General features: G+C 48.5%; 26 protein-coding genes and 1 pseudogene. 22 read left to right on the top strand and 5 right to left on the bottom strand.

Annotated elements, in window-relative coordinates; all coding sequences use genetic code 11:
• The first annotated feature begins 44 nt into the window (after positions 1-44).
• From H8B09_RS22075 to H8B09_RS22010, 15 genes and pseudogenes are all read left to right on the top strand, one after another.
• Positions 45-1,388 (top strand): MATE family efflux transporter, encoded by a 1,344-nt coding sequence (locus tag H8B09_RS22075; protein WP_191205758.1) that lies wholly within the window; start codon positions 45-47, stop codon positions 1,386-1,388.
• Positions 1,385-3,724: a bifunctional glutamate--cysteine ligase GshA/glutathione synthetase GshB gene (gene gshAB, locus H8B09_RS22070; protein ID WP_224753886.1), complete on the top strand. Its 2,340-nt coding sequence runs from the start codon at positions 1,385-1,387 to the stop codon at positions 3,722-3,724. The genes H8B09_RS22075 and gshAB overlap by 4 nt, the downstream gene beginning before the upstream one ends.
• Positions 3,725-4,078: 354 nt before the next feature.
• Positions 4,079-4,807, top strand: coding sequence for an SDR family oxidoreductase (locus H8B09_RS22065; protein WP_191205757.1), 729 nt, complete (start codon positions 4,079-4,081; stop codon positions 4,805-4,807).
• Between the two features lie 31 nt (positions 4,808-4,838).
• A complete protein-coding gene (locus H8B09_RS22060; protein WP_191205756.1) occupies positions 4,839-5,219 on the top strand; it encodes a MerR family transcriptional regulator in 381 nt (126 codons plus the stop codon).
• A 388-nt stretch (positions 5,220-5,607) separates the two neighbouring features.
• Positions 5,608-6,192 carry a TetR/AcrR family transcriptional regulator gene (locus tag H8B09_RS22055; RefSeq protein WP_191205755.1) on the top strand — a complete coding sequence of 195 codons (585 nt, stop codon included), beginning with the start codon at positions 5,608-5,610 and terminating at the stop codon, positions 6,190-6,192.
• 94 nt (positions 6,193-6,286) lie between these two features.
• Complete coding sequence (locus tag H8B09_RS22050; protein ID WP_191205754.1) at positions 6,287-7,720, top strand: MFS transporter; 1,434 nt, start codon at positions 6,287-6,289, stop codon at positions 7,718-7,720.
• Positions 7,721-7,765: 45 nt separating this feature from the next.
• Positions 7,766-8,425 carry a VanZ family protein gene (locus H8B09_RS22045; protein ID WP_224753885.1) on the top strand — a complete coding sequence of 220 codons (660 nt, stop codon included), beginning with the start codon at positions 7,766-7,768 and terminating at the stop codon, positions 8,423-8,425.
• A gap of 41 nt (positions 8,426-8,466) precedes the next feature.
• On the top strand, positions 8,467-8,676 hold the full coding sequence (locus H8B09_RS30640; protein WP_224753884.1) for a hypothetical protein: 210 nt from the start codon (positions 8,467-8,469) through the stop codon (positions 8,674-8,676).
• A gap of 36 nt (positions 8,677-8,712) precedes the next feature.
• Positions 8,713-8,859 (top strand): hypothetical protein, encoded by a 147-nt coding sequence (locus H8B09_RS22040; RefSeq protein WP_191205753.1) that lies wholly within the window; start codon positions 8,713-8,715, stop codon positions 8,857-8,859.
• A 170-nt stretch (positions 8,860-9,029) separates the two neighbouring features.
• The gene (locus H8B09_RS22035) at positions 9,030-9,416 is read left to right on the top strand and encodes an alpha/beta fold hydrolase (RefSeq protein WP_191205752.1); all 387 of its coding nucleotides are present in this window, start codon (positions 9,030-9,032) and stop codon (positions 9,414-9,416) included.
• Positions 9,417-9,541: 125 nt separating this feature from the next.
• The gene (locus tag H8B09_RS22030; protein WP_191205751.1) at positions 9,542-9,778 is read left to right on the top strand and encodes an alpha/beta fold hydrolase; all 237 of its coding nucleotides are present in this window, start codon (positions 9,542-9,544) and stop codon (positions 9,776-9,778) included.
• A 120-nt stretch (positions 9,779-9,898) separates the two neighbouring features.
• Positions 9,899-10,705 (top strand): Cof-type HAD-IIB family hydrolase, encoded by an 807-nt coding sequence (locus H8B09_RS22025; protein ID WP_191205750.1) that lies wholly within the window; start codon positions 9,899-9,901, stop codon positions 10,703-10,705.
• Between the two features lie 277 nt (positions 10,706-10,982).
• Positions 10,983-11,234, top strand: a complete 252-nt coding sequence (locus H8B09_RS22020) for a GNAT family N-acetyltransferase (protein ID WP_318152695.1) — start codon at positions 10,983-10,985, stop codon at positions 11,232-11,234.
• Between the two features lie 197 nt (positions 11,235-11,431).
• The gene (locus H8B09_RS22015; protein ID WP_191205749.1) at positions 11,432-11,953 is read left to right on the top strand and encodes an OsmC family protein; all 522 of its coding nucleotides are present in this window, start codon (positions 11,432-11,434) and stop codon (positions 11,951-11,953) included.
• Between the two features lie 39 nt (positions 11,954-11,992).
• Positions 11,993-12,576 (top strand): annotated as a pseudogene (locus H8B09_RS22010) (aldo/keto reductase); the annotation flags it as partial.
• A gap of 174 nt (positions 12,577-12,750) precedes the next feature.
• On the opposite strand, the gene H8B09_RS22005 reads toward H8B09_RS22010, so the two are convergent.
• Entirely contained in the window at positions 12,751-13,791 is a 1,041-nt protein-coding gene (locus H8B09_RS22005; RefSeq protein WP_191205748.1) for a YheC/YheD family endospore coat-associated protein, read from the bottom strand.
• Positions 13,792-14,000: 209 nt separating this feature from the next.
• Between H8B09_RS22005 and H8B09_RS30905 the strand changes: the two genes are divergently transcribed.
• Positions 14,001-14,651, top strand: coding sequence for a collagen-like protein (locus H8B09_RS30905; RefSeq protein WP_191205747.1), 651 nt, complete (start codon positions 14,001-14,003; stop codon positions 14,649-14,651).
• A 299-nt stretch (positions 14,652-14,950) separates the two neighbouring features.
• On the opposite strand, the gene H8B09_RS21995 is transcribed toward H8B09_RS30905, so the two are convergent.
• From H8B09_RS21995 to H8B09_RS21980, 4 genes are all read right to left on the bottom strand, one after another.
• Positions 14,951-15,415: a hypothetical protein gene (locus tag H8B09_RS21995; RefSeq protein ID WP_224753883.1), complete on the bottom strand. Its 465-nt coding sequence runs from the start codon at positions 15,413-15,415 to the stop codon at positions 14,951-14,953.
• Positions 15,416-15,671: 256 nt separating this feature from the next.
• A complete protein-coding gene (locus H8B09_RS21990; protein WP_191205745.1) occupies positions 15,672-15,971 on the bottom strand; it encodes a hypothetical protein in 300 nt (99 codons plus the stop codon).
• Between the two features lie 111 nt (positions 15,972-16,082).
• Complete coding sequence (locus tag H8B09_RS21985) at positions 16,083-17,657, bottom strand: FMN-binding glutamate synthase family protein (RefSeq protein WP_191205744.1); 1,575 nt, start codon at positions 17,655-17,657, stop codon at positions 16,083-16,085.
• A 229-nt stretch (positions 17,658-17,886) separates the two neighbouring features.
• A complete protein-coding gene (locus tag H8B09_RS21980) occupies positions 17,887-18,492 on the bottom strand; it encodes a TetR/AcrR family transcriptional regulator (protein WP_191205743.1) in 606 nt (201 codons plus the stop codon).
• A gap of 255 nt (positions 18,493-18,747) precedes the next feature.
• On the opposite strand from H8B09_RS21980, the gene H8B09_RS21975 reads away from it, so the two are divergent.
• The 6 genes from H8B09_RS21975 (at position 18,748) to H8B09_RS21950 (ending at position 25,325) form a co-directional block, all read left to right on the top strand.
• Positions 18,748-20,202: a 4-hydroxyphenylacetate 3-hydroxylase family protein gene (locus H8B09_RS21975; protein WP_191205742.1), complete on the top strand. Its 1,455-nt coding sequence runs from the start codon at positions 18,748-18,750 to the stop codon at positions 20,200-20,202.
• 36 nt (positions 20,203-20,238) lie between these two features.
• Positions 20,239-21,402, top strand: a complete 1,164-nt coding sequence (gene ssuD / locus H8B09_RS21970) for an FMNH2-dependent alkanesulfonate monooxygenase (RefSeq protein WP_191205741.1) — start codon at positions 20,239-20,241, stop codon at positions 21,400-21,402.
• A gap of 36 nt (positions 21,403-21,438) precedes the next feature.
• Positions 21,439-22,518: a dimethylsulfone monooxygenase SfnG gene (sfnG, locus tag H8B09_RS21965; RefSeq protein WP_191205740.1), complete on the top strand. Its 1,080-nt coding sequence runs from the start codon at positions 21,439-21,441 to the stop codon at positions 22,516-22,518.
• 126 nt (positions 22,519-22,644) lie between these two features.
• Positions 22,645-23,703, top strand: a complete 1,059-nt coding sequence (locus H8B09_RS21960; protein WP_224753882.1) for a CobW family GTP-binding protein — start codon at positions 22,645-22,647, stop codon at positions 23,701-23,703.
• A gap of 100 nt (positions 23,704-23,803) precedes the next feature.
• Positions 23,804-24,382, top strand: a complete 579-nt coding sequence (locus H8B09_RS21955; RefSeq protein ID WP_191205738.1) for a hypothetical protein — start codon at positions 23,804-23,806, stop codon at positions 24,380-24,382.
• 265 nt (positions 24,383-24,647) lie between these two features.
• Entirely contained in the window at positions 24,648-25,325 is a 678-nt protein-coding gene (locus H8B09_RS21950) for a TIGR00266 family protein (RefSeq protein WP_191205737.1), read from the top strand.
• The last annotated feature ends 120 nt before the right edge of the window (positions 25,326-25,445 follow it).

Raw genomic sequence — 25,445 nt, 5'->3', positions numbered from 1 at the left:
CTCCTCTGTAAGAGGTTTGATAACTGATTTAAGGAAGTGTGGATTTGAAGGGAACGCATGACTTGCGGGAGGGCCCAATTACATCAACCCTCATGAGATTGACTTTGCCTGTAATCGCCACGAATTTTATCTCGACCACTTATGGTCTTGTAAATATGTTCTGGATCGGGAAGTTGGGAAGTAATCCAGTTGCAGCGATCGGCACCGCGAACTTTTTCGTGAACTTAGCAATTGCCTTGTTTACGATAGTTTCTATTGGAACAGGCATTAAGGTTTCGCATAGCTTAGGAGCTGGGAAGGAAGACCAAGCAAGAGTTCATACACATAATGGGATACTCATGTCGTTAGTCATGGGTACTATATTCATATTAATCATATTGGCAACCCATCAATACCTGATCGAATATTTCGAGTTAGGCAGTATAGAAATTGAACAGATGGCAAGCCATTACCTTATCATTGCGATCATAGGAACGTTCTTTACACTGTTGAATTCATTGTTCAGCATGGTTCTTACTTCAATGGGAAACAGCAGAAAACCGTTTCAAGTACAAACCGTAGGATTCCTCGTTAACTTATTTCTGGATCCCTTATTCATTTTTGGAGTAGGGAATTTCAACGGCTTTGGAGTATCGGGGGCAGCGTTATCTACATTGATAGCAAATGTAATTGTTATGTGTTTATTTATAGTGAATACGAGGCAGTCGCCTTTATTCTCCAGGCCGTTTATATTCCATTTTGAACACATGAAAGAAGTTCTTCGAATAGGGATGCCAATAACGGTACAACGTGTGGCCTTTACCGTCATTTCCATCATCATTGCTAAAATAGTAGTCCAATGGGGACCAAACGCAATTGCGGTTCAACGAGTAGGCATTCAAATTGAATCCATTTCATACATGACTATCGGTGGACTTCAAGGGGCAGTTGCAGCTTTTATCGGACAAAATTTCGGTGCACACAAGCATGACAGAATTAAAAGCGGATATAGGATCGGCTTAGTTATCACTTCATTATTTGGCATGTTTGTTTCTATCCTTTTCATGTTGTTTCCCGAGCCTATTTTTGCGTTGTTCCTGGCGGATGAAGCAAGTCTAAGTCTTGGTGTAGACTATTTGCAAATTATCGGTGCTTCGCAGTTGTTTATGTGCGTGGAATTGATGACGGTTGGGGCTTTCAATGGGATTGGAAAAACCTACATACCGCCCATTTTCAGTATTATTCTAACTTCGCTGCGAATACCTATGGCGATTGTGCTTTCAAATTCTTATGGATTGAACGGCGTTTGGATATCCATTGCATTAAGCAGTGTGCTTAAAGGAATCATACTTGTCACTTGGTTTATTTGGACTTTCGAAAAAATGAATCAAAGGAAAGCTGGTACATGATGATGAGAATATTAAATCGCGAACGATTACAATATGTGGTCGATAATCATTTGCAAAAGGATATCTTTCGCGGCAACTTCGGTTTAGAAAAAGAAAATAACCGAGTTGACCTTAAGGGGAAGCTTGCTTTGACCCCACATCCCAAAGCGTTTGGAAGTAAAAAGGAGAACCCGTATATCAAGACAGATTTCTCGGAAAGCCAAATAGAACTAATTACACCTGTTTTTGAATCGATCGAGGAGACTTATCATTTTATGGAGACTCTCCACGATATCGTATCACTTGAGTTGAATGATGAGTATATGTGGCCAAGCAGCAATCCGCCTGTTTTGCCAGATGAAGATGAGATCCCAATCGCATCTATGGACGATCCATCTGAAAACCAATATCGAAGGAAACTAGCTGAGAAATATGGTCGAAAGAGACAACTCATTAGTGGTATCCATTTTAATTTCTCTTTTCAAGAGGAGTTTCTTCAAAAGCTGTATGGCACGCTTCAAGTGAAACAAAGCTTCAGGAACTTTAAAGATGACGTTTATTTAAAAGTGGCCCGCAATGTAATGAAATACCGCTGGCTTCTAATTTATCTAACCGGTGCAAGCCCAGTTTTTGACAAGTCTTATATCGAAAGATGTGTTCAACTTAGCGATCACTTCGATGAAGAGAGCCACTTCTTTCCGAACATGAATTCTCTTCGCAATAGCGTGTGTGGATATCGTAACGATAAACTTTTGCATGTTTCTATGGATTCTGTTGAAGATTATATTCGTGATTTACAAAAGCTTGTTTCATCCAATGAATTGCTAAGTGTGAGAGAATATTATAGTCCGGTCCGAATAAAACCCGCAATCGGGTGCGATGTTGTGCATGAATTAATACATCATGGGATCGCTTACCTAGAACTGCGAATGATTGATTTAAACCCTCTATATAAAATTGGAGTCAGTAAAGAATCACTGCATTTCGTTCATTTGTTCCTCGTCACTTTGTTGCTTATCGAAGATCAGCCGTTCGGGGAAGAAGAGCATAAAATAGCTGCTCTTAATCATGATAGCCTGATCATGAATGGCATAGAGGGTAGACTATACGGAGAAGAATCGCATTTTGAGAATTTGAGGGAAAAGGCACTTTACTTTATTGATGAAATGGAAGAAATGCTGAATTTCCTAATGTCAAATGAACAATCATTTATAGAGTTGCTTGAAAATAGCAGGAGGATTGTTAAAGACGCGCAGCTCAGTTATGCGGAGATCGTAAAATCCGAAATTCAACAGTCCACATATTTGTCTTATCATCTTGAGAAGGCAAGGCGATATAGGGAGGAAAGTAAAGCAACAGGTTATCAGTTTACAGGATATGAGGATTTGGAATTATCTACGCAGCTGTTACTAAAGGCGGCGGTAAAGAGGGGGGTTAAATTCGAAATTTTAGACCGGCAAGATAATTTTATTTTACTTCAACAAGGTGACCATAAGGAATACATCAAGCAAGCAACTAAAACATCTCTGGATTCATATAGCACAATTCTAATTATGGAGAATAAGATTGTCACAAAAAAAGTACTAGAGCGAAATGGTATTCGTGTTCCAAAGGGAAGGGTCTATCACGATTTGGATATTGCGCTCGCTGATTATCCGTTACATCGAGGTAAGCCGATCGTCATTAAACCGAAGTCGACAAATTTTGGACTTGGCATAACGATATTTGCCGGGGACTATACTCTGGAGGATTATCACAAGGCATTTGAAATGGCCTTCGAACATGACCAAACGATCTTGCTTGAACAATTTGTCACAGGAAAGGAATATCGGTTTCTCGTCATGGGGGACGAGGTTGTCGGTGTTCTACACCGTGTTCCGGCAAACGTTGTGGGGGATGGGATTCGTACGATCGAACAGCTCGTAATTGATAAAAACAAAGATCCGCTAAGAGGTATAGGTTATAAAACGCCGCTTGAACGTATTCAACTTGGAGATGTAGAAAAGATGTTCTTGAAAAATCAATCTAGAACCATCGCGGATGTTCCAATGGCTGGCGAGATTGTTTATTTGCGTGAGAACTCTAATATCAGCACAGGCGGAGATAGTATCGACTTTACAGATGAAATCCCAGAAAGCTATAAACAGATTGCCATCCAATCTGCTAAAGCTGCTGAAGCGACATTCTGTGGTGTCGATATGATGATCGATGACATATCTGAAGAAGCATCTAATAGGAATTACTGCATAATTGAAATTAACTTTAATCCAGCTATCCATATTCATTGTTATCCGTATCAAGGGATAAACCGAAAAGCGGATGATAAAATTCTTGATTTGTTGTTTCAAGAGAAATGAATGTAACAAGCACGGGCGTTACTTCCAAAGGAAGTAGGCGTTCGTTTTTTGTCGGTCAAACAGAGGGCTTGAAGCTTTTGTCTGATAAAACGCGATTATCGATCATGGCCCAGTTCGGAAGACGGTATATGACCACATGATCACATTTTGACCACCTTTCCGAGCGACTACAGAGAAATGAGGCTTTCCATGAGGTTTCAGAACCTTCTGGAAGCCTCTTTTTTTTCGCCCTTTTTGTATTTTTGCGCTTGACTTGGTGTTTACACCAAGTTGTAACATGAGCGATGCAAAGGTCAACAGCGTGATGATGCTTGTCATTATTGCTCAAAAAAAGAGAAGGATAGGTGAGGAGAAATGTCCATACCAACGAAGAAGGTAGCCTTGATTACGGGAGGCAACAGAGGGCTTGGATTCGAAACGACCCGCCAATTAGGGAGTCTGGGGTATACGGTTCTGCTAGGAGCGAGAAACAAGGAAAAAGGGGAAGAAGCGGCAGCAAAACTGCAGGCACAAAAATTGAATGCGCATTTTATCCAACTGGACGTGACCGATCAAGCCTCTATTGAAGCAGCAGCCCGGAAAATCGCAACGGAATACGGTAAACTGGATGTGTTGATTAACAATGCGGGAATCGGCATCATTCCCAAATTCACGGACCTAAGCGTTGCGGAATTAAAGAGATCATTCGATACGAACTTTTTTGGCGCATTCGCTGTCAGTCAAGCGATGCTTCCCCTCATTGAAAACTCGGATGCCCCGCGCATTGTCAATATTTCCAGCTCCATAGGATCCATAACGCTGCATAGCGACCCGGCAAGCGGCGTATATCCTTTAAAGGCATTAGCCTATAGCAGTTCCAAAACGGCACTGAATCAGCTTACCACTCATCTTGCTTTTACATTGAAACATACTTCTGCTAAAGTAAATTCCGTGTGCCCTGGTTTTGTCGCGACCGATTTCAATAACGGATACGGCGATCTGACGCCGGAACAAGGTTCCCGAATCATCGTCCAGTATGCTACACTTGCACAAGAAGGACCGACAGGCGGTTACTTCAATGAGCAAGGTGTCATTCCTTGGTGATAATATTTCACGAAGATAGGAAGGTCTTAGGATGAGCAGTGATGCCGCTTATTCAATTAAGGAAATGTCGAGGATGACCGGATTGACAGAGGATGCTCTCCGCTATTATGAGAAGATCGAGCTGCTTCCCCGGGCGCAAAGAAGAGAGAACGGCAGACGAATGTATCACAAGGAAGACATGCAGTTAATGGAGCTTATTATTTGTCTGAAGAAGATAGGTGTTCCTCTTAAAGATATTAAAGAGTTTGCATCGCTTTCCTACCAAGAAGATATCCTGTCTACACCCGAAGTGTATGATAAAGTGCAGGTGTACAGAAGAAAGATCCAAGATCAAATCAATCACTTGCAGAAAATATTGGGCGTATTGGATTACAAAATCGCGAATAAGAAAAGCCTGCTGAGGGATTCGTAACATTCAGTCCCGCAGATTGCCTTGATTGGCACTGTACACAAGCAGGAGCTTCGTATGTAATGACAGAACACGGCGTAAGCGACTGCCGGTGTTCTGTTTCTTTATGAAAATGCAAAATAATTATTGACCGTTCGGTCTGGAAATGCTAGGATGAAATCATCAACCGAAGGGAGCGAAGGATATCCGGAAAAATTGGGTTCTGAGATTGAAAGCATTAAAGACGTGATAAACATTTTTTTTGGTTATTTCGGACTGAATGGTCTAGATTGAATTGGAGGGATTATCGATGTAGAACATGGGCCTGCATAGAAGCGTAATGATGTAGTTCTATTTCTTGACTGAACGATCTGTTAAGGGTAGTATGGGACGAGTGAAGGAGGGATCCGGCGTGGCAAGAAGCAAAGAATTCGATAAGAACCTGGTACTGCATAAAGCAATGGAAGTGTTCGGCCATTACGGATACGAGGGAGCGTCTCTCCCTATTTTGCTCGAAGGTCTCGGAATAGCCCGACAGAGCTTATATGATACGTACGGCACGAAGAAGGATCTCTTCATCCAGGCTGTGAAGCATTACTTAGAGGAGAAATCATCTGCCGTTGTCGTTCGATTGGAGAAGTCGGAGTCCGTGAAGGAAGCGGTCCGTTCGATCTTTCGAGAAATCGTACTCGTCCTTCAAGATGAGGATCGGCGCAAAGAGTGTTTCATTCTACACAGCGCCATCGATCAAGTTCCCCACGAACCGAAGATTGCGGCCTTGTTCCAGGAGGACCAAAATCGACTCGAGCATGCTTTCTACGAAGCGTTGGTTCGGGCCAAACGGAGGCAGGAACTGAGCACCGGCCAGGATCTGCAGGCGTTGGCGCGGTATCTGTACCATTCGCGGTATGCCTTGACGCAAGTGGCTAAGTTAACGAGCAATCCCCAGGTGCTGGATGAGATCACGACTGTTACACTGTCGGCACTAGAAGACTGACGGAGGGACTTTTCTCTCCCTTCCGTTGCCATTATTAGACCGTTCAGTCCGAAAATGATTTTTAGATTCGTTAATCAATGGAGGGTGTATTTTAATGAATAATAGCAGCCGCTTCAAAGGGTTGGCACTTCTCGTACTTGCCTTCTCTCAATTAATTATGGCTCTTGATTATACGATTATTTTCGTGTCTATGCCGTCGCTTGGAGAGGAACTAGGCTTCAGCGCCAACCATCTGCAATGGGTTGTTAGCGCATATTCCCTAGCGTTTGGAGGGTTTCTGTTGATTGGAGGCAGACTCTCGGACCTAATGGGCAGACGAAAAATGTTCATATTGGCGATGTCCTTGTTTGGTCTGGGTTCACTGCTTGGCGGACTGGCTGATTCCCAGCTTATGCTGATCATAGCTAGAGGCCTGCAAGGTTTCGGAGGAGCCTTGCTATCGCCGGCAACGTTGTCGCTAATCATGTCTAACTTTGAAGAAGGTGCAGAACGGAATAAGGCTATGGGCATCTGGGCTGCCATGGGTGGAGTCGGCATGTCGCTCGGGTTATTACTCGGAGGGGTGCTCACCAGCTTTATCGGTTGGGAAGCGACGTTCTTCGTTAACGTACCGATCGCACTCTTCACTCTCCTGCTAGCTCCTGCCGTCCTCAAAGAGAGCGCGGTGCCGAGCGGACGTAAACACTTCGACATCGCTGGGACGATCTCGGTTACCGCTGGCATGCTTCTTGTTGTCTACTATTTAATTCAATCTCCCGTTTCGGGCTGGCTTAGCGCAAAAACCTTGCCGCTCGTTATGATCGGAGCCATACTTCTCGCATCGTTCGTCGTCATTGAGAAGCGAACTAAAGGACCGCTGATTAACTTCCGCATGTTCCGTAATCGCAACCTAACCGGAGCTGCGCTTATAGCCTTTCTTTTCTCCGCATCGTTTGGTACGCTCTACTACTTCTTAACGCTATATACGCAGAACGTTCTGCATTTCTCGGCCATCCAGTCCGGACTTACTTTCCTTCCGCTTACCCTTAGTGCGTTCCTGGGAGCGAAGCTCATTACACCTATGCTGGCCAAAGCAGGGGTTTCCGGGACAATCGCATCAGGAATGGCACTTGGAGGCATCGGCTTCCTGCTCTTGACCCAGTTATCAGCTTCGGGCAATGCTTGGGTAGTGCTTCCCGGGACGATTATCATCGGTCTTGGGCAGGCGTTCGTCTTCACGACGATGTTCATCGCTGGCAGTACAGGAGTCGATCCGAGAGAGCAAGGGGTATCCTCTGCGGTTATCAACACCGGTCAGCAAATTGGCGGGGCCATCGGACTCGCAGTCATCATGGCCATCATTACGGCAACGATTGGTTCCGACTCAACCATGGAGACGATGAGTCCTTCTGCACTTAACTCTTCCATCCATACCGCGTTTATTGTATCGGCAGTGGTTACATTGATTGGTATAATAGTTGCATTCATTGCTCTTAAACGGGCAGGAGGGGCCTCACCCGAAGAAGGAACTGTCGTAGTATCACATTAATGCAAAGTGTCCGATGCGGCACCACACCAAGGAGCTGACGATGTCATGTCAAGGCGAACTGTTTTTACCATAACCATCCTTTATGCAACGAGTATTCTTTATTTTTTATTTTTCGCTTTCGGCAGGAGTGGTGCTGCAGAGCAGACAATCGGCTACACCTTTATTATGGTACCGGACACTTTCTTTAAGCTGCCAGGTCTATCGGATCTACTGCATCCCACTCTGATGGATCTTGTAGGATTCGGAAACATCATAGCCTTCGTCCCTTTTGGCCTATTGATTCCTTTGTTATATCGAGTCACCTTTATTCGATTCATTGCCTTGTTTATCGCGTCTATTCTCGTTTGTGAAGCCATTCAGGCACTAACGATGCTCGGCAGCTTCGATATTAACGATGCCATTCAAAACGCATCAGGGGCAGCAGTCGGTTTTGGGGCTTACAAGCTTGGTGTTCGTTCCCAGAACAATTGGCGCAATAGTGTGAGGACCGCTATTTTCTGCATGGCACTATTAGCAGGGGTATGGGGATTATACGGAATTGCAGATAAAGCGTCCACCAAAGAAGAGGGTCCGTTCTTGGCGATAAACGAATTGAAAGACAGCTCTGGAAATTCATTAACGGGTAATGCCACGAATAGCTTTCAGATTAGCGGTCAAAACGTAAAGCCCCGCTATAATCTGTATGGCGTCGAGGTGAAAAAGTAGAAACGTTCACGTTTACGTATAGGGAGAAATGTATTTTCTCCATGTATTACGGAATACCCGATCAAACGGATAAAGAAATCGGCAATGATGTGGTAAGAGTGACGGCAAAGACAGGTGAACTGGCAGGCCAAGCAGCGAGCGGCGTATGGGATGTTGGCGCTGGTTTAATAACGGCGGATAAGCAGCAGGCTAAGTCCGGATTCGATGATCTTGGAGATGCGGTTACGACTACTGTTAAAGGCGCTGGCTAAGGAATCGAATACGTTGTCGACAGCGGTAAGGATGTTGTGACAGGCATTAAGGAAAACGATAAGCAGCTGATAAAAGACGGCGCCAAGAAACTGGGTAAAACAGCGGCGGTATCCATAATTGCTGTCGGTGTAATCGATATAGTCGATGGTCCGGACGGAATGGATACGCCAGAGACAACCTAATGAAGACTTCAATCCGGCAGCGACGGCTGCCGGATTTTTATTTTATCGAATGGATGTAGACGGTTTCAAATGTTAGGTATCAGCAATTTGCAAGAAAGTAGGGTTCTTTCCATGATGATCAAGCAATAAAGATATGAATTGAAGATGCGATGAGAAGGAGTGGATGAAACTTGACTGAAAACACGATTACAATACCGAGCGGGAGAACATTGGGATATGCCGAATACGGACGGCCGGAGGGCGCTCCCGTAGTCATGATGAATGGGACGCCGGGAGTACGCTTCGGGCCTATGATCGCGATACTGGATCAGATGGTGAAAGATGGGACTGCGCCGGCAATACGAATGTTCGTCCTGGAGAGATCAGGCTATGGCCTCTCCGATCCTCATCCTGGGCGAACGATAAACGACGTGGTGGAAGATACGATCTTTTTCGCTGATGCAATGGAATTAAAGCGCTTCGCCATATTTTCTGGATCGGGAGGCGCTCCTTTCGCATTGGCTTGCAGTCATCGATACCCTAACCGAGTACGCGAACAGCTATTTCGGCCGGGATAGGGCCGGTATACTTGGACGAGTTGCTGGAAGGGCGATCCTGTTTCTTTAATTGAACAAATATTTGCCATTTGCCCGAAGAGAAGCGGAGGCAACTACCTGCCGCGGCCAAAGAAGCCCTTGTCCCGATGATAAAGGAAGGTACAAAAAGTCCGCACGGAATGCTTGATGATTATCGATGCTTCGGACAACCTTGGAATATCCCGTTCGAGGATATTCGAGTTCCCATTCGATTCTGGCATAGCGAGGCGGATCGATCCATACCCATTACCCATGCCGAGTATCTCGTAAAAATCATTCCGAATGCAAGCTTGAGACGGTTCGGACTTGGATCACTTGGCGACGTCGCAAGCGGCCCTTCCTGAGATTCTTCAGTTCTTAACCGATCAGCTTTCATGACGTTATTCCGATATTCAATATTAAGTCTACCGCCTCTCCTGAATTTGGTTTATAGTTGGAAGAATTACTCATGAGGAGAGATGCGGATGTCGGACATACAGGCAATTGTATTAGACTTGGACGGAACATTGCTCGGCAGTGACAAATCCATATCGCCTAGAAATTATCAGGCTGTTAAAAGATGTTTTGATTCCGGAATTCATATTATCGTTGCCACGGCGCGGCCGCCTAGAGCGGCTAATCAATTTGTAGAGAATTTTCCTTTTGCAGACTACCTGGTTTATTACAATGGCGCTCTAACAATATGCAAGTCCAAGCACACTCAGCAGCACATCAGCATCCCTATGGAAATTAGCCAACAGATCAACAATTTCATCGAGTCGCATGCACCTCAATCGATGATTAATTACGAGGTCAATGACGCCTGCTATACATGTACACCAATACCTGACTCGCAGCTTAGTCATTTCGGTTTCCGTTTAAATGATCCTAAACCCTTGGTTGTCGATAAAGGTTTTATTCGTTCACTATCCCCAACCAAAATATTGGTTCATGGTTACAGCACATGGACGGATGTTATCGAGCAATTCGGTGATCATGTGAACGTAATCGCAACGGATGGCGGGGCATTGGTTCAAATCATGCAAAAATCAGCCTCGAAAGAAGAAGCCGTGCAAGGGGTGCTTGACGAGATCGGGGTAAAGTCGGAAAACGTGATGGCATTCGGGGATGACTTTAACGATTTGGGACTATTCCGAATGTGTGGATTTCCGATCGCAATGGAGAATGCGATAATCGAATTGAAGAATTGCGCTGCCCACGTAACCAGTTCAAATGATAACGATGGTGTCGCTGTTGGAATAGAGAGGTTTGTAGGCGTGATCAATTGCTGATCATGCACATCGGATCTGAAAATCTAATGAAGGGCTCGCGAGCAACGCGAGCCTTTTCGCTGTACAAAACTTGTTATAAGCATTTTCTCCCTACAACGCTCTGCGTTCCTGTATGTATAATCAGAACTATCAAATTCACTGCATGGATAAAGGAGAAGGTAGTTGAAGATTAGTTTTGCAACGGATAAAGATATAGCATTTATTAAGGAAAGGGATATTCATCTTAATCAAGCGTTGATTCAAGCGAAGATTCAAGGAAAGGAGATTTATCTGATCCGTGACGAACAATACCCCTTTTATGAATATGATTTGGATCGATGAGCCATACCGTAATGCGGGTTTAGGAAAACAAGTCGTCCATTTATGGGAGAATAATATGCGCGAGCAGGGTTATAAATTGGTTATGACTTCGACGCAAGCAGACGAAGAGGCCCAACACTTTTATAGGAAACTAGGCTATAAAGACTCAGGGTGCTTAATACTTGATGATCAGCCGCTGGAAGTCTTGCTAACCAAACGTTTAGGCTAACGACAAAAGTTGCGGAGAACCTGTTTAAACCTTGCATTCATATTGTGCTGATGTTAAAAGGCATGGTATGATTTAAATCAAAAGCATAGTGATGTTGATCGGATAACCGAAGACAAAATGCGGGTGAATCACCTGTGTTTTGTCTTTTTTTTTGTTCGAGAAGCGCATCTATACTTGAACTTTGAGGAGGGCGTCAAATGAAGAGCAAGCTGACTATACTATCTGATTCCAAGCAATTGGCTGTCGCGGGGACGCACAGCGTAGTGTTGGATCGCGGAAATGATCAAGGCGGGGAAGATGCCGGGTTCCGGGCTGGTGAGCTGTGGCTCATCGCACTGTCCGGGTGCGTCGGCGGTTCGCTTAATCACCGTGCGCGCGGCTATGGTTATTCCCAAGCGGTAACGCGTGTAACCGCCGAAGATACTGTCAATAGCGAAGGGAAGATCGTTGGTGTCGTGTTTACGTTAACCTTTGTCGCCGAAGTGGACAACGAGACGCGCTTGAGGCTGCTTCAAGAAACCCGGGAGCATTGTAAAATGCTGAATACGGTCGGCCCGCACATCGACGTGAAGCTTGTTCAACAGAGTGAGGACGCGATTCCGACTCATCAAGCTGCGGGCGGCTCTGAGCTTACAGAAATTGCGGCGGCAACGGCCGCCGACGAGGCCATAGAGCAGCGACAAGCGTGCCGGCTGGAGGACGGAAGTTGCTGCATCTAGTCGTGCAAACGTACAGCCGGAGAGGGGGGCTCATCCGACGATACGCCCATAGAAGAGACGATGGAAGCGCTGCATGATGTGGTGAAGGCTGGGAAGGCAAGATACATAGGCGCCTCTGCCATGTATGCGTGGCAATTTCAAAAAGCATTATACGTGGCGGAGAAAAGTGGATGGACTAGGACTAGGTTTGTATCCATGCAAAATCATTTAAACCTCATATACCGTGAGGAGGAGAGAGAAATGCTGCCGCTCTGCAAGGCCGAAAAAATCGGCGTGATTCCTTACAGTCCCCTTGCAGGAGGAAGATTGACAAGAGATCCCAAGGAAACGGCGCATCGTTCCGAAACCGATCAGATCGCGAAACAGAAGTACGATGCAACAGCAGCAGCCGATCAATTGATCGTGGACCAGGTTGCAGCTATCGCAGAACAGAGAGGGGTACTCCGATTCCAAGTCGCGCTTGCGTGGCTGCTGCAGAAAGAACCGGTAACGGCTCCTATAATCGGTGCCACGAGAATCTCTCATGTGGAAGACGCGGCATCAGCATTGTCGATTCTTTAACGCCGGAAGAAATGATGCAACTGGAAAAGCATTATGTTCCTCATTCCATTGTTGGCTACTAGTGATAGCAGCGTTATCGCACAAACAGAAAAACGGCCCTGACCAGCGCGGTACAGGGTCGTCTCTTGCGGATAGTGAATTCGTTGTGCAGGGCTGTTCTTCCGGGGTCCGTTGAGATATTTAAACCGTATAACGTCTAATGTCACACATCCAAGCTCACATCCATATACTGATCATCACAAAGATCCATTCCGACACAAGTACTTCGCATATTGAATGGGGCGACTATAAACGACGGACCGATTGGGTATACCTCGGTACAGAGCCTTCTGGGGTTGGCCGTTCAACTCGATAATCCATGGATGCGCCTCGCTATCTAATGCGATGTCGACGCTGAATTCACCCAAATGATAATCGGTTTCCGTGTCGATGATCTCTGCAATTCTAAGGCTGATATCGTATATGGAAGTCATGATGGCGTGGACCTTTTGAGGCGGATACAGCTTATTAAGTACTTCATCTGATAAGCATGTTTTGTCGAAGATGCTCGTATTAAAGCTGCCTTTATAGGCAATTCGACTTACAAGGTTCGTGACCGACCACAGCCCATGTTCGTTCTTCTGAACAAGGGAACGAATATCGAAGGCATGCCCGTCGATCTGAAGAATGGGGATTCCTTTTTGAACGATGTAGGGGGTGGAGGAGACCAATTTCTTCATATGCTCCTGGAAAAATAAATGGTCATTCGTTACTGTCTTAGGAGCAAAGTAATGTTGTCCTATGCGGACATCACCTGATGGATTCATCTCCGCTCGGTAAACCCCTCTGCCCATAGAGCCCAGCAGCGGTTTGAAATAAATCTCTTTATGACGTTCCAGCATGTTTAGCACGTCCGCTTCATCATAATGAAACGATTCTGGCAAATGAGGTGCGAGCCACCTCGCTAGCTTGTTGTAGATGTCCAGCTTGTTTAGCCGATTAATATGGTTAAAGCAGTGGTTTCCACCGATCGCAGCTCCAAGTCTTTCAATGAGCTTAGGATCCGTGCCATACCAACGGTTGTAGACAACTTGTGGTAAAGGAAAACGGCCGATTGACCACTTTCCCTTAACACGATGCAAAGCGATCACCGTCTGACGTTTCCAATTGATAGAAGATGGAGTGAATGCTAACAACTTAACTCCCGCTGCGTTATGCGTCAGATATTGACTAAGCACTTGTTTTCTTTGAGTCCGATTAGCGACAAGAATCCCTACGAATCCGTTCTTAATAGTCATCGTTGGCCTCCGTTAGAGAATGCAAGATTCATAAGATCAAAGTATGTAAGCCGTTCTCTACCTGCGTGGACAACAATACAGCTCAACGCAAAAAAAACGTATCCCTAGTTGGAACGCAACGATTTCGATTGGAATATGGTATGAGCGGGTAGCTTCATCGAATATTAAGCCCAGTTCGATCACATAAATAAGGAGTGTGTATGTAGCAAATGGGTAGATTACCAGGACCTCCCGGGCCTCCGGGACCACAAGGACCACAAGGACCACAAGGACCACAAGGGATTCAAGGACCTCAAGGATTAACCGGCGCTACAGGCGCCACGGGTGCTCAAGGCCCTGCTGGTGCTACTGGTCCTGCTGGCTCTACTGGACCGCAAGGCCCTACTGGCGCCACTGGTCCCGTTGCTCCTGCGTCTTTCGATTTCCTGTGCAGTTCCGTCGATCAGACTGTCGCAGCTGCGCCAACTCCCGGTGCTCAAGGCGGCGCTGTTACGTTCAACGACTCCGTTGTCAATTCCGCCGACGTTTCCTTTACCGCTCCTTCTACAGTTAACATCCTGACGACGGGCTTTTATCGCATTACATGGGAAGTGTTCCCGACTCCAGGCGACAGCGCCTTTGGCTTATTCTTCGACGCGGACGGAGCGGGTCCAGCCCTGCCGACACTTGTTCCTTGCAGTAACTATGGCACGAGCGCGGGCAACCAACCTTACACGGGCCAAGTTGTTGCATTGCTGACGGCAGGCGGAACGCTTACGCTCAACAGGATCGATAACATGGGCGCTCTAACATTGCAAGCAAGCATTGGTGGCGGTACGCCAGTCACAAGCGCATCGCTTATTATTGAGAAATTGGGCTAATTCATTTGTCTCAGGAGCTTCCCTTTGGATCGGTCAGGATCCTTGGGGGAGCTTATTTAATCACTATCATGATATGAAACGGAATTTGCAATTGATAGGGACAGGATCATTAGCGAGACTACCAATTCTAGTCCAAATACATAACGCTATCTACTAGAGTTCACCAATCCTGGGAGAGGCAAGGCCTTGTAAGCTTGCTGAAACGCGATCGTCTATGAAATAAAAAAAACTGGCACCGTCTCCGGAACCAGCTCTTCGGTGTTATGAGGGAACTTGCGAGAAGCCTATTTCTGTTAACGTTAAAAGGAATAATAAGATTGGGAGCGTTCAATGAGCGCGGACCACTCCAGAGAACGAACGGATGTCTCAGGCTGGTGAAGTGGATCTATTAAGCTCATCGACAGATCCGTCAATGCAGCTATGGCTGCTTCTTGACGAGTTGGGCCCCAAGCTTCTTCTTTGTCCTGAACGTAGCGGAGCGCTTCTGCAATCGATAAGCCTTTCAATTTCTTGAAAACAGATGCCCAGCGGACGAGGTCATGATTCAGTTTCGTATCGGGAATGACGTATTCCGCGAATCCAGCTGCTCCTTGGCCGGCAATTTTCAATAAACCGCAATTGTATGAATCTATATTTCTAATAGGATTGTTTTCAGCCAATTTGCAATCCATACGGAATACTTCCATATGGCTGATCTTGAAGGTAGTCCGTTCAGCGGGATCCTTATCGATGAGTAAGGGTAAAGGTTCAATTAATTCCAACATGTTTTCATTCTCCTTGCCGAATCAAATGTAGAGAACAACACAAAGAAGCCCAGAGGGAGCGATGGGTCTTGCTCCGGGGCTTGTTCCACAGCAAATAAACCAACTGTAAAAGACTTTAAGGTCGCGTTGAAAATATAGAGTTATTGAAATGAATCTTACACCGGAAGAAATATAAAGTAAAATCCAATTTGTGGGGTGACCTGTTATCGTCTCATAATAAAAAAAATGGCGCCATCTCGGCGCCGGCTTCTTGATGTTATTCCACACCATCCACGAAATTCTTATCGTAATATTTGTCCCCTTTGTGTTCCAGATCATCGAGTGTCTTCTCCAGGGTTAGTACGATCTGCTCCTTCGCTTGTGCAAGCGTGTCGTAGAACAGAACTTCTTCACTGCCAACAATCTTGTAACCATTGATTGCATGGGCGGCGCTCAGCAAACGGTGCTGCTCAGCCAGATCGTCAATCGCTTTGATCGTATGCTTCGTATGCAGAAATAAGTCCTTATGATGCTGGATCGTGAGGCGCTGCTCTAGATTCGTTAATCGTTCCATCATAGGAACTCATCCCCCTTAGCTGGCGTATCGCCATTATATAGGGGGGACAAGTTGACGTTCAACCGTTGCTTTTATGATCGATTACAGCCGCTTGTCCGCGACCCCGCGTCATTACGCCTTCTCGGGATAAGGGAACAATTCTGCGACACGTATCGTCTGTCCGCTCTCGCTAGTGAAGACGACGTGTTCGCGCCGCAGTTCGCGCGGGGTTGTGAGTCCGCATGCGGCAGAGAGGGCGAATAAGCCTTCGCGCAGCTGGATGATGTAGTTCATGACGCGCCACTGCTTCTCTTCTGGAGCTAGCGCCTCTTGATATTTCGAGTCTGTCGTCGTAATGCCTGTCGGACATTTGCCTGTATGACATTGCAGCGCCATGATACAGCCATTCGCCATCATAAAACCACGAGCCGAGTTGACGCAGTCCGCGCCAAGCGCCATCGCAATGGCTACCTTATCAGGCGTAATCAACTTGCCGGAGGCGAAGATACGGAAACGGTCGCGAACGCCGAAACGACGGGCAGTATCGTCGAGGATGATCAGCGCAGCATAGAGAGGAAGCCCCATGCTGTCCGCCATCGCTTTGAATGTAGCGCCAGAGCCGCCTTCCGAACCGTCTACCGTAATGAAGTCTGGGAAAATGTTCAGCTCCAGCATGGCGTGAAATAGCGGCTCGAGCCGCTGTGGATCGCCTACAACGATCTTGATGCCCACGGGCTTGCCGCCGGCTTCTTGCAGCTTGTTGATGAAGCGGAGCGCTTCCTCTGGATTAGTCAGAAACTCGAATCGGTTCGGCGAGTTGACGGTCCTGCCGACTGGTACTCTGCGGGCGGCAGCGATTTTCTCATTCACCTTCGACCCTTCGAGATGCCCGCCGCGGATCTTGGCGCCTTGATGGAATTTCAGCTCGAACGCTTTAATCGCACTTAGCGAAGCCTTCTGCTTGAACGCTTCAATGGAGAAGTTGCCCTCATCGTCGCGATAGCCGAACATGCCTGGACCGATCTGTGCGACGATGTCAGCTCCCGATTCCAGATGGACATCGGCTACGCCGCCTTCCCCTGTATTGATCCATGAGCCGCCAGCCATGCGGGCGCCGCTGCCTGTGGATTGAATGTAGTTCTCGCCGACAGCGCCGTAGGATGTAGCAGAGGCGCCGAACATCCCCTTAAGCTGCCATGGTATCGCACGGTTCTCGCCAACGACGATAGCATCCTCATCGGGCAACAGCCATTGACGGACATGGTCGTCGATTAATTTTTCCTTACGGGTGAAGACGCCTTCGCTCTTAATCACATATTTCTTCGCAGGAACCGTATTGCTGTTATCGACACGAAGCTCGCCAGTCAGCTTCGGGAACATGGCGTTCGACAGATAATAGCCTGGTTTCTCATAATCACGTTTGCCGCCGAAGGAGATCAGATCGGTCCGATATTTGGCGGCGAAGACGAGACCGACAAAGTCGCTTCGGGAGAACGGCCGGCCATCTGTATCATTATCGAACCAGTATTGCCGGAATTCAGGTCCGAGCTTCTCCAGCAAGTAGCGCAGCCAACCGAGGAATGGATGTGCGCGGATAATGGAGTGCTTAGGCTGCTTGGAAAGCATGTACATGTAAGTGAAGAAGACAAGCGGAGGCAGCAACAGCAGAATCATAATAATAAGGACGAAAGTTGCTAGTGCGGACATGATAAGAACCCTCCTGCGATCAGTTGATAGGAAAATTGTTACAAGCGTATTATTGCACAATTTGAAGGAGAAAGCATTGTTACTTTCGCATATAGATTCTTGTCGCGTACGCAATAAGTTTACGATCTAACAATAAGCAACACCCCTTATAGGGGCTTCGGAAACACGCAGGTGTTTGCTGATGCCCACTATAAGAGGTGTTTTTGTTTTTCATAGGTCATTTAGTCGTTCAAGCATTCACACCCATTGATCGATAGATGCCCATCGAGGCGATACGCGTAAGCTGCAGCGCCATATGGTGGGGCGAGTATATCTGATGGCCGTCGAGCCAACGTTCTAAGATGCCGCAAGAGGAAAGACTTATATAGTCCAGCAGAAGATCAAGCGGAACATGCAGCTTTTGCTCTAGACCAAGCCTCGTTAACCGTTGGAAGAAGCTGTCGCGAACCGCCTCCTGAAGTTTGGAACGGAATCCGCCTTCCTCCGTTCGCAGCAGCATTACTCGATAGAACAAACTGTACTCGAATGCGTGCTCGAACAGCGCGAGGAAGATAGGATCAGGCTCGCCAGCAACTGGCTCTGATGGTGCGTACGACTTCGAATTCTGCATCGATTGCGTCAGCAGCTCCACGTTGTGTGCGATCATCTGCTCAAGCAAATCTTCTTTATCCACGAAATGCGCATAAAAGGTGGAGCGGTTAATATTCGCCTTATCCGCGATATCGACAATGCTGATCTCTGCATAGGATTGCTTCTGCATGATGGCGATGACTGCATCAAAAATCATAATGCGTGTTCGGGCAATTCTCCGATCCAAGCCTCTTTTCTCACTCATATAACGTTCACCTCATATCCGACATGGTAAGGACAGTTGTTGGTTATCCGACACGAGTGGTGTAACCTGCAGTGCGTCACATCGATATTGGCATGTGGATTATCTAACCTGAATCCGACATATGAACGAATTCCGTCTGATATCCGTCGAAATCAAGGACGCTGCTGATTGATATATTTTGGCTATTAGCTATCATAATGGATAAAGCCGACATAATCAATCGGATTAATAAAATAAAAAAGGAGGCTGATCATCTTGCGAGGAGAGAAGCTCATAACAAGTCTAGACGATGGTAGAAGCGTCTGGTTGGAAGGCAAGCAGATTCATAACATCTCGGAGCATTCAGCATTTCGCGGCACGCTTGGTACGATCAAGTCGCTGTTCAATATGCTCGACGATCCGCTTCAGCGGGAGAAGGTCGGATTTCTCGTTCCGGAGACGGGACGTTACGCACATAGCTCGTTTCTCGTTCCCTATTCCGCGCAGGAGCTGGCAAGGCGCAATGAGTCGTTCTCGACTTGGTCCACCGCAACACACGGCATGATGAGCAGGCTATCCGATTATGCGAGGTCGCTCATCACCGGCTGGTATGCAGCACGAGATGAGTTGTCCTTGCTAGATCCAAGCTTCACAGACAAGATTACTGCCTACTACGAGCATGCTCGCGATAAGGATCTGTTCCTGACGACGGCGATAATCGATCCTCAGATCGATCGGTCCAATGGGCTCGATGACAAGCGGATCGCAGAGCGGTTCCTGCATGTGGTGAAGGAAACATCGGAGGGCATCATTGTTCGCGGTGCCAAAATGATTGCGACTGGCGCGCCATACACGCATGATTTCGTCATTTTCTCCTTCTTGCAGTTCCAGTCGCAGCAGCAGAAACATGCCCACGTGCTGATCGTGCCGGCCAACTCCAAGGGGCTGCATATCGTATGCCGGGAATCGTTCGCCGATCAGCATGAGCAGAATCATCCGCTGAGCAGTCATTACGATGAAATGGACGCCGTGCTGTTCTTCGATGATGTGCTGATCCCTTGGGAGCGGGTGCTCCTGTACGGGGATACGGAGAAGGTGCTTGCGCTGCGCGCGAATCAGACCGCTAATGGACTTGCGTTTCATCAGAACGTCGTCCGGTTCGTAGCGAAGCTGGAATTCATTACGGGCGTAGCTTTTGCAGTAGCAGAATCTATTGGCGTTACCGGGTTTCTTCACATTCAGGAGAAGCTGGGCGAGTTAATTGCACAGATAGACGTTATCAAGTCGCTTGTTATCGCATCCGAGACGACCGCTTCGCGCGATGCTGCCGGCGTGCTTGTTCCGAACTTGCAATATATCGAGACGGCGCGCAACCTTGGCACCAAATATTATCCGCGGGCGATTGAGATTTTGCAGCAGGTGGGTGCCGGCGGGTTCGTCCAGACGCCTTCGGGCATCGAGGATTTCTACGGACCGATCTCCGAGCTCATGCACCGGTACTTCGAAGGGGCGAATGTCAGTGCAGAGAAGAAGGTTGCGCTGTTCAAGCTCGCTTGGGATCTGATTGGCAGCCCGCTCGGGGCAAGGCATCAGCTGTATGAACGGTTCTATGCCGGCGACCCGATTCGAGGGTTGGCGAGCCATTATAACCGATACGATAAAGCTTCGCTTATCGATCCGATCTGGGAGCTGTTAAGAGCGAAGAGCAAGAGCAGCTTGAAGACGCATTAATGAATAATCGACCAGCCGACAGAAGGAGGAAGTGCAATGGAGTTATTTTGGTTTATACCGACACACGGAGATGGACGTCATCTTGGAACTACAGAAGGGGCAAGGGCGGTAACCTTTCAATATTGCAAGCAGATTGCGCAGGCAGTCGATGAGCTGGGTTTTGCCGGCGTATTGCTCCCAACGGGCAAATCTTGCGAAGATGCGTGGATTGCAGCTTCGACGCTCGTATCCGTAACAGAGAAGCTGAAGTTTCTTGTTGCGGTGCGGCCGGGCTTAATGCAGCCAACGACAGCTGCGCGAATGAGCGCGACGCTTGACCGATTCTCCAAAGGAAGGCTGCTTATTAACGTGGTAGCTGGCGGAGATCCTGTGGAGCTGGAAGGCGATGGGCTCTTCTTGTCGCACGATGATCGTTACGCGTTAACGGACGAGTTTCTTACGATCTGGCGGCGTGAGCTCGCTGGCGAATCGGTCGACTTCGAAGGCGACCATCTGAAGGTCAACGGTGGTGAGGTATTGTACCCGCCGATACAGAAACCTTATCCGCCGCTCTACTTCGGCGGTTCTTCCGAAGCGGCGATGCAAGTGGCAGCTGATCATGTGGATGTGTACCTGACATGGGGCGAGCCGCCAGCGCAGGTCGAGCGCAAAATCGAACAAATGCGCGAAGCAGCAGCGAAAGCGGGACGGACGCTTCGCTTCGGTATCCGGATGCACGTCATCGTTCGTCCGACAGAGACAGAGGCATGGCAAGCGGCAGAGGACCTCATCGCGCACTTGGACGAAGCGACGATCGCTTCCGCGCAGCAGATTATGGCGCGCATGGACTCGGTCGGACAACGCAGAATGTCCGAGCTTCATAATGGCGACCGCTCGAAGCTGGAGATCAGTCCTAACCTATGGGCTGGCGTAGGTCTCGTGAGGGGCGGCGCAGGAACGGCGCTTGTCGGCGATCCAGATCAAGTAGCTGCACGTATTCGGGAATATGAGCGGCTTGGCATCGAGACGTTTATTTTGTCCGGCTACCCGCATCTGGAAGAATCTTATCGCGTAGCGGAGCTGCTATTCCCTAAGCTTGGGTATGGCCCTCGGTACGGCGAGTCGGATCGCTCGTTCATTAGCCCATTCGGAGAAATGATCGCTAACAACAAACTTCCTGAACATGTCGTGAAAGAGACGCCAGCCGTTTCTGCACAGTAGCGTGCTTCTATATAAATAAGAATGGAGTGAATCCTGATGTCGTTGAAATTTGCGTATTGGGTTCCGAATGTAAGCGGAGGGCTTGTTATCTCCAAAATCCCACAGCGAACGGGCTGGTCGTACGACGATAATACAAGGTACGCCAAGTTCGCGGAAGAGGCTGGCTTCGAATACGCGCTGCTGCAAACACGTTTCATCGCAAGCTATGGCGCAGAGAATCAGCTGGAAGCGATCACGCTGGCTGCGGGGCTTGCCGCTGTAACGGAGAAGCTGAAGCTGATCGCTGCCGTGCTGCCAGGGCTATGGCATCCCGGTACGATTGCGAAGGCGCTCACGACACTCGACCAGATTAGCCATGGGCGTGCAGCCATCAACATTGTGAGCGGCTGGTTCAAGGGCGAATTCCATGGATTTGGCGAGCCTTGGCTGGACCATAACGAGCGCTATCGCCGATCCGAGGAGTTTATTCGCGTGCTGAAGGAGCTGTGGACGGAAGAGGAAAGCCACTTCCGCGGCGACTTCTATCGGACGAACGGAGCGCCGCACAAGCCCAAGCCAATTGTTGTGCCGCCGGTATTCCAAGGAGGCAATTCATCCGCTGCCCGGGAGATGGCTGCCAGAGTGTCGGACTGGTATTTCATGAACGGCAATACGATAGATGGCTTCCGCGAGCAGATTGAGGATGTGTCTAAGCAAGCTGCTGCTTATGGCCGTGAGCTGAAGTTCGGCGTCAATGCTTTCGTTATCGTGCGCGATACGGAGGAAGAGGCTCGTCAGGTGCTGCGCGACATTATTCATTACGCAGACCCGGATGCTGTCGAAGGGTTCCGCAGTCAAGTGCAGTTCGCAGGCAAAGCATCGCCGGAGCGGGAAGGCATGTGGGCGAATTCGAATTTCGAGGATCTTGTCCAATATAACGATGGATTTAAGACGGGACTGATTGGCACGGCTGAGCAGGTGGCAGACCGAATCATCGCGTTGAAAGCAATCGGGGTCGATCTCATTCTGACTGGATTCCTGCATTACGAGGAAGATATTCGAGCATTCGGCGAGAAAGTTATACCGCTCGTCCGTGAGAAGGAAGCGGCGCTGCTAAGCGCATCGACTGTTTTATAGGAGTAAGGCTGGGTTCCGCATTCGGGGAGCCCAGTTTTTTTGTGCGGCAAAGGCTGGGGACTGGCTCGAAACGCTCGATTTTGGTACGATTGTGCGGTATCGGTCGAACGGAATGAGGAGGTTGTTATGATGCAAAATGAAAACAGGACCATAGACGTTCATATTCTGACGGGTTTCCTTGGGAGCGGCAAAACGACGCTGCTGTCCCGACTGCTCGAAGCGTATGAGCTGCAAGGGCTAAAGGCGGCTGTCGTCATGAACGAGCTTGGCGACGTTAATCTGGATGGCCTCGCGGTAGAGTCCAATGTGCCGATGGCTGAACTGCTGGGCGGCTGCATTTGCTGCTCGATTCGCGGCGACCTAAGCCTGGAGCTGAAGCAGCTCGTCGATCAGCATGCGCCCGATGTTGTCATTATCGAAGCGACAGGCGCGGCGAATCCGTTCGAAATGATCGACGGCGTAACGGAGTCCGCCTTGTACGCGCCGATCGAGCTGAAGTCGATCATCGCTGTGGTCGATGGTCCGGAGTTGCTTGCGCGCAGCCGCAGCGGAGGACAGACGTTCAAGCTGATGAAGGAGCAGATTCGCTGCGCTTCGCAGCTGCTGCTGAATAAGGTCGATCGTCTTGAAGTCGATGAGCGATTGCAGGCTGAACAGCTGATGCGTGAGACGAATGGATATGCGCCTATCGCAGCAACGGTACGATGTGCAGTAGACGAGCAGTGGCTGGAAGCAATCGTGAACGGGAACGGTGGCGCATTGGGAACGACCGCTCACGAGAGTGGAGCTTCGGCGGGGGAGCAAGCGCACTCGCACGCTCACGCGCATGAGCATTCGCATGCATGCGGGCCAGATTGTAATCATGATCACGATCATCACCATGTGCATGAGTCCCATGCCCATGTGATGTCGCTGACTCATTTTCTAACGAATCCGGTTGATAGTCATGCGTTTGAGGCGTTTCTGCGGGCGCTCCCAGATAACGTTTATCGGGCGAAGGGCGTCGTTACGTTCCGGGACAGCGAGACGGCGAGCCGCTTCTTGTTCCAATATGCGTATAAGGAGACGGATTTTATCCGGATTAATCCGCAAGGCAAGGTGAATGATGTAGCGGTATTTATCGGCGAGCATTTCTCGCGGGAAGCGGTTCTTCATAAGCTGAATGAACTGGAGCGGATGGATTAGCCGAGGGTGCGGCTGCATTTGTTAAAGTTTTGATTTGTGCATATGGCGTGGAAATAATGACCATACTATTCCCGATTCTACAACGGGAGGTATGTTCAACATGACATTTCGATCCAAGAGCTTAGCGCTCGGCATCGCGGCGATGCTGCTGCTATCGACTTCACCTTCCTGGGCTAGCGCACAAGCGATACCGGAAGCGGACGCGGGACCAAATACAGAGCAGCGGCAAGAGAACAAAGGGCCGGAAGGACCGTTCGGTCACGGCCATGTTCGTCATCACGATGAGCAGCATCAGTTGAAAAGACTGCAGTATGTTGCACGGTATTTTGACATCAAGACCGAAGGCAAGGACAGCAAGCAGCTGTATGAAGAAATTCAAGCAGCGAAGAAGGCGAACCCGCAGAAGTGGGAAGCGTTCAAGGCGGAGCATAAAGCGAAGTTCGAGGAGCGCCTCAAAGAAGCAGCTAAGTATTTCGGCATTGCGACGGAAGGCAAGTCGGTCGAACAGCTTCATAAAGAACTCAAGGCTGCGCGCGAGAAGAATCCGGACAAATGGCGGGCTTTTATCATGGAGAAGCGTGCGCAATATGATACGGACAGAGGTGCCCAGCAGCGTCAGAACGATAGCGGTGACAAAGAGAAGCAGCAGTCGAAAAGCAAGGAAGGCAGCGCCACGTAAGGGATGCCTGCATAGCAAGGATGATGAATGCCTCTGCAGCGGTGTTTTAACCGACTGTAGAGGTTTTTCTCTTTTTTAGTTAGGTGGGCGGCCTAGGCTACAGTTGCATTTAAGAAGTAATGGTTGAAGAAGAAGCAGCGTTCGGGAAACCGATCGCTTCTTTTTTCGTATTACATATGCTAAGGTCAAAGATGAGACAAGACCTATTAGATTCATTCATCATGAAATCGTTCTATACTATACTAGATGATTTGGAGGATTTTCCATGAAGTATGAAGTGCTGTACCAAGGCGCTTTCGCGATGTTGAAGGTGAAGCTGGAGCGCGGCGAGAGCGTGAAGGGAGAGATGGGCGCGATGGTTTCGATGTCGCCAACCGTTGAAGTGACGGGCACCGTTGATGGCGGCATTATGCGCGGTATCGGCAGGATGCTGGCCGGGGAGAAATTTTTCTTCCAGGAGCTGGTTGCGTCACGTGGAGCGGGCGAAGTATTGTTGGCGCCGGGATCGCTGGGCGATGTTCAAGCAGTCGAGCTCGACGGCTCGTATAAACTGCTTGTTCAGAAGGACGGTTTTCTTGCTGGATCAAGCGGCATTGAAGTCAAGACGCAGATGCAGAACTTGAGCCGCGGCTTGCTGTCGGGCGAGGGCTTCTTCATCGTTGAAATTAGCGGCCGAGGAACGGTATTCCTCTCATCGTATGGTGCGATCCATGCCATTAATCTTGGACCAGGCGAAGAAGTGGTCGTCGACAACGGGCATCTCGTTGCATGGCCTGACTATATGCAATACACGATCGAGAAAGCGTCCAAAGGTTGGCTGGGCAGCCTCACGAGCGGCGAAGGACTCGTATGCCGTTTCCGCGGCGAGGGCGTCGTCCTCATCCAGAGCCGCAACCCGAAAGGCTTCGGCGACTGGGTCAAAAAGTTGATCCCGGGGAGATAGAGTTGGTTGGATGAGGCTCGTGTAGGTGTATTTTTGCACCTATGCGAGCCTTTTTTGATGTGCGTGGTGGGATATAGGTGCAGATAAGCGCCTACGTGCGTTGGTATGGACTGCTTGGCG

The organism is Paenibacillus terricola, assembly GCF_014779765.1.
Classification (GTDB): domain Bacteria; phylum Bacillota; class Bacilli; order Paenibacillales; family Paenibacillaceae; genus Paenibacillus_T; species Paenibacillus_T terricola.
This window is presented reverse-complemented; position numbering and strand designations above follow the sequence as displayed.

Coding starts and splice junctions, on each gene's coding strand:
- gshAB (WP_224753886.1), top strand. CDS start 1,385: ATGATGATGAGAATATTAAATCGCGAACGATTACAATATGTGGTCGAT.
- H8B09_RS22065 (WP_191205757.1), top strand. CDS start 4,079: ATGTCCATACCAACGAAGAAGGTAGCCTTGATTACGGGAGGCAACAGA.
- H8B09_RS22060 (WP_191205756.1), top strand. CDS start 4,839: ATGAGCAGTGATGCCGCTTATTCAATTAAGGAAATGTCGAGGATGACC.
- H8B09_RS22050 (WP_191205754.1), top strand. CDS start 6,287: ATGAATAATAGCAGCCGCTTCAAAGGGTTGGCACTTCTCGTACTTGCC.
- H8B09_RS22045 (WP_224753885.1), top strand. CDS start 7,766: ATGTCAAGGCGAACTGTTTTTACCATAACCATCCTTTATGCAACGAGT.
- H8B09_RS30640 (WP_224753884.1), top strand. CDS start 8,467: ATGTATTACGGAATACCCGATCAAACGGATAAAGAAATCGGCAATGAT.
- H8B09_RS22030 (WP_191205751.1), top strand. CDS start 9,542: ATGATAAAGGAAGGTACAAAAAGTCCGCACGGAATGCTTGATGATTAT.
- H8B09_RS22025 (WP_191205750.1), top strand. CDS start 9,899: ATGTCGGACATACAGGCAATTGTATTAGACTTGGACGGAACATTGCTC.
- H8B09_RS22015 (WP_191205749.1), top strand. CDS start 11,432: ATGAAGAGCAAGCTGACTATACTATCTGATTCCAAGCAATTGGCTGTC.
- H8B09_RS22005 (WP_191205748.1), bottom strand. CDS start 13,791: ATGACTATTAAGAACGGATTCGTAGGGATTCTTGTCGCTAATCGGACT.
- H8B09_RS30905 (WP_191205747.1), top strand. CDS start 14,001: ATGGGTAGATTACCAGGACCTCCCGGGCCTCCGGGACCACAAGGACCA.
- H8B09_RS21995 (WP_224753883.1), bottom strand. CDS start 15,415: ATGTTGGAATTAATTGAACCTTTACCCTTACTCATCGATAAGGATCCC.
- H8B09_RS21990 (WP_191205745.1), bottom strand. CDS start 15,971: ATGATGGAACGATTAACGAATCTAGAGCAGCGCCTCACGATCCAGCAT.
- H8B09_RS21985 (WP_191205744.1), bottom strand. CDS start 17,657: ATGTCCGCACTAGCAACTTTCGTCCTTATTATTATGATTCTGCTGTTG.
- H8B09_RS21980 (WP_191205743.1), bottom strand. CDS start 18,492: ATGAGTGAGAAAAGAGGCTTGGATCGGAGAATTGCCCGAACACGCATT.
- ssuD (WP_191205741.1), top strand. CDS start 20,239: ATGGAGTTATTTTGGTTTATACCGACACACGGAGATGGACGTCATCTT.
- sfnG (WP_191205740.1), top strand. CDS start 21,439: ATGTCGTTGAAATTTGCGTATTGGGTTCCGAATGTAAGCGGAGGGCTT.
- H8B09_RS21960 (WP_224753882.1), top strand. CDS start 22,645: ATGATGCAAAATGAAAACAGGACCATAGACGTTCATATTCTGACGGGT.
- H8B09_RS21955 (WP_191205738.1), top strand. CDS start 23,804: ATGACATTTCGATCCAAGAGCTTAGCGCTCGGCATCGCGGCGATGCTG.
- H8B09_RS21950 (WP_191205737.1), top strand. CDS start 24,648: ATGAAGTATGAAGTGCTGTACCAAGGCGCTTTCGCGATGTTGAAGGTG.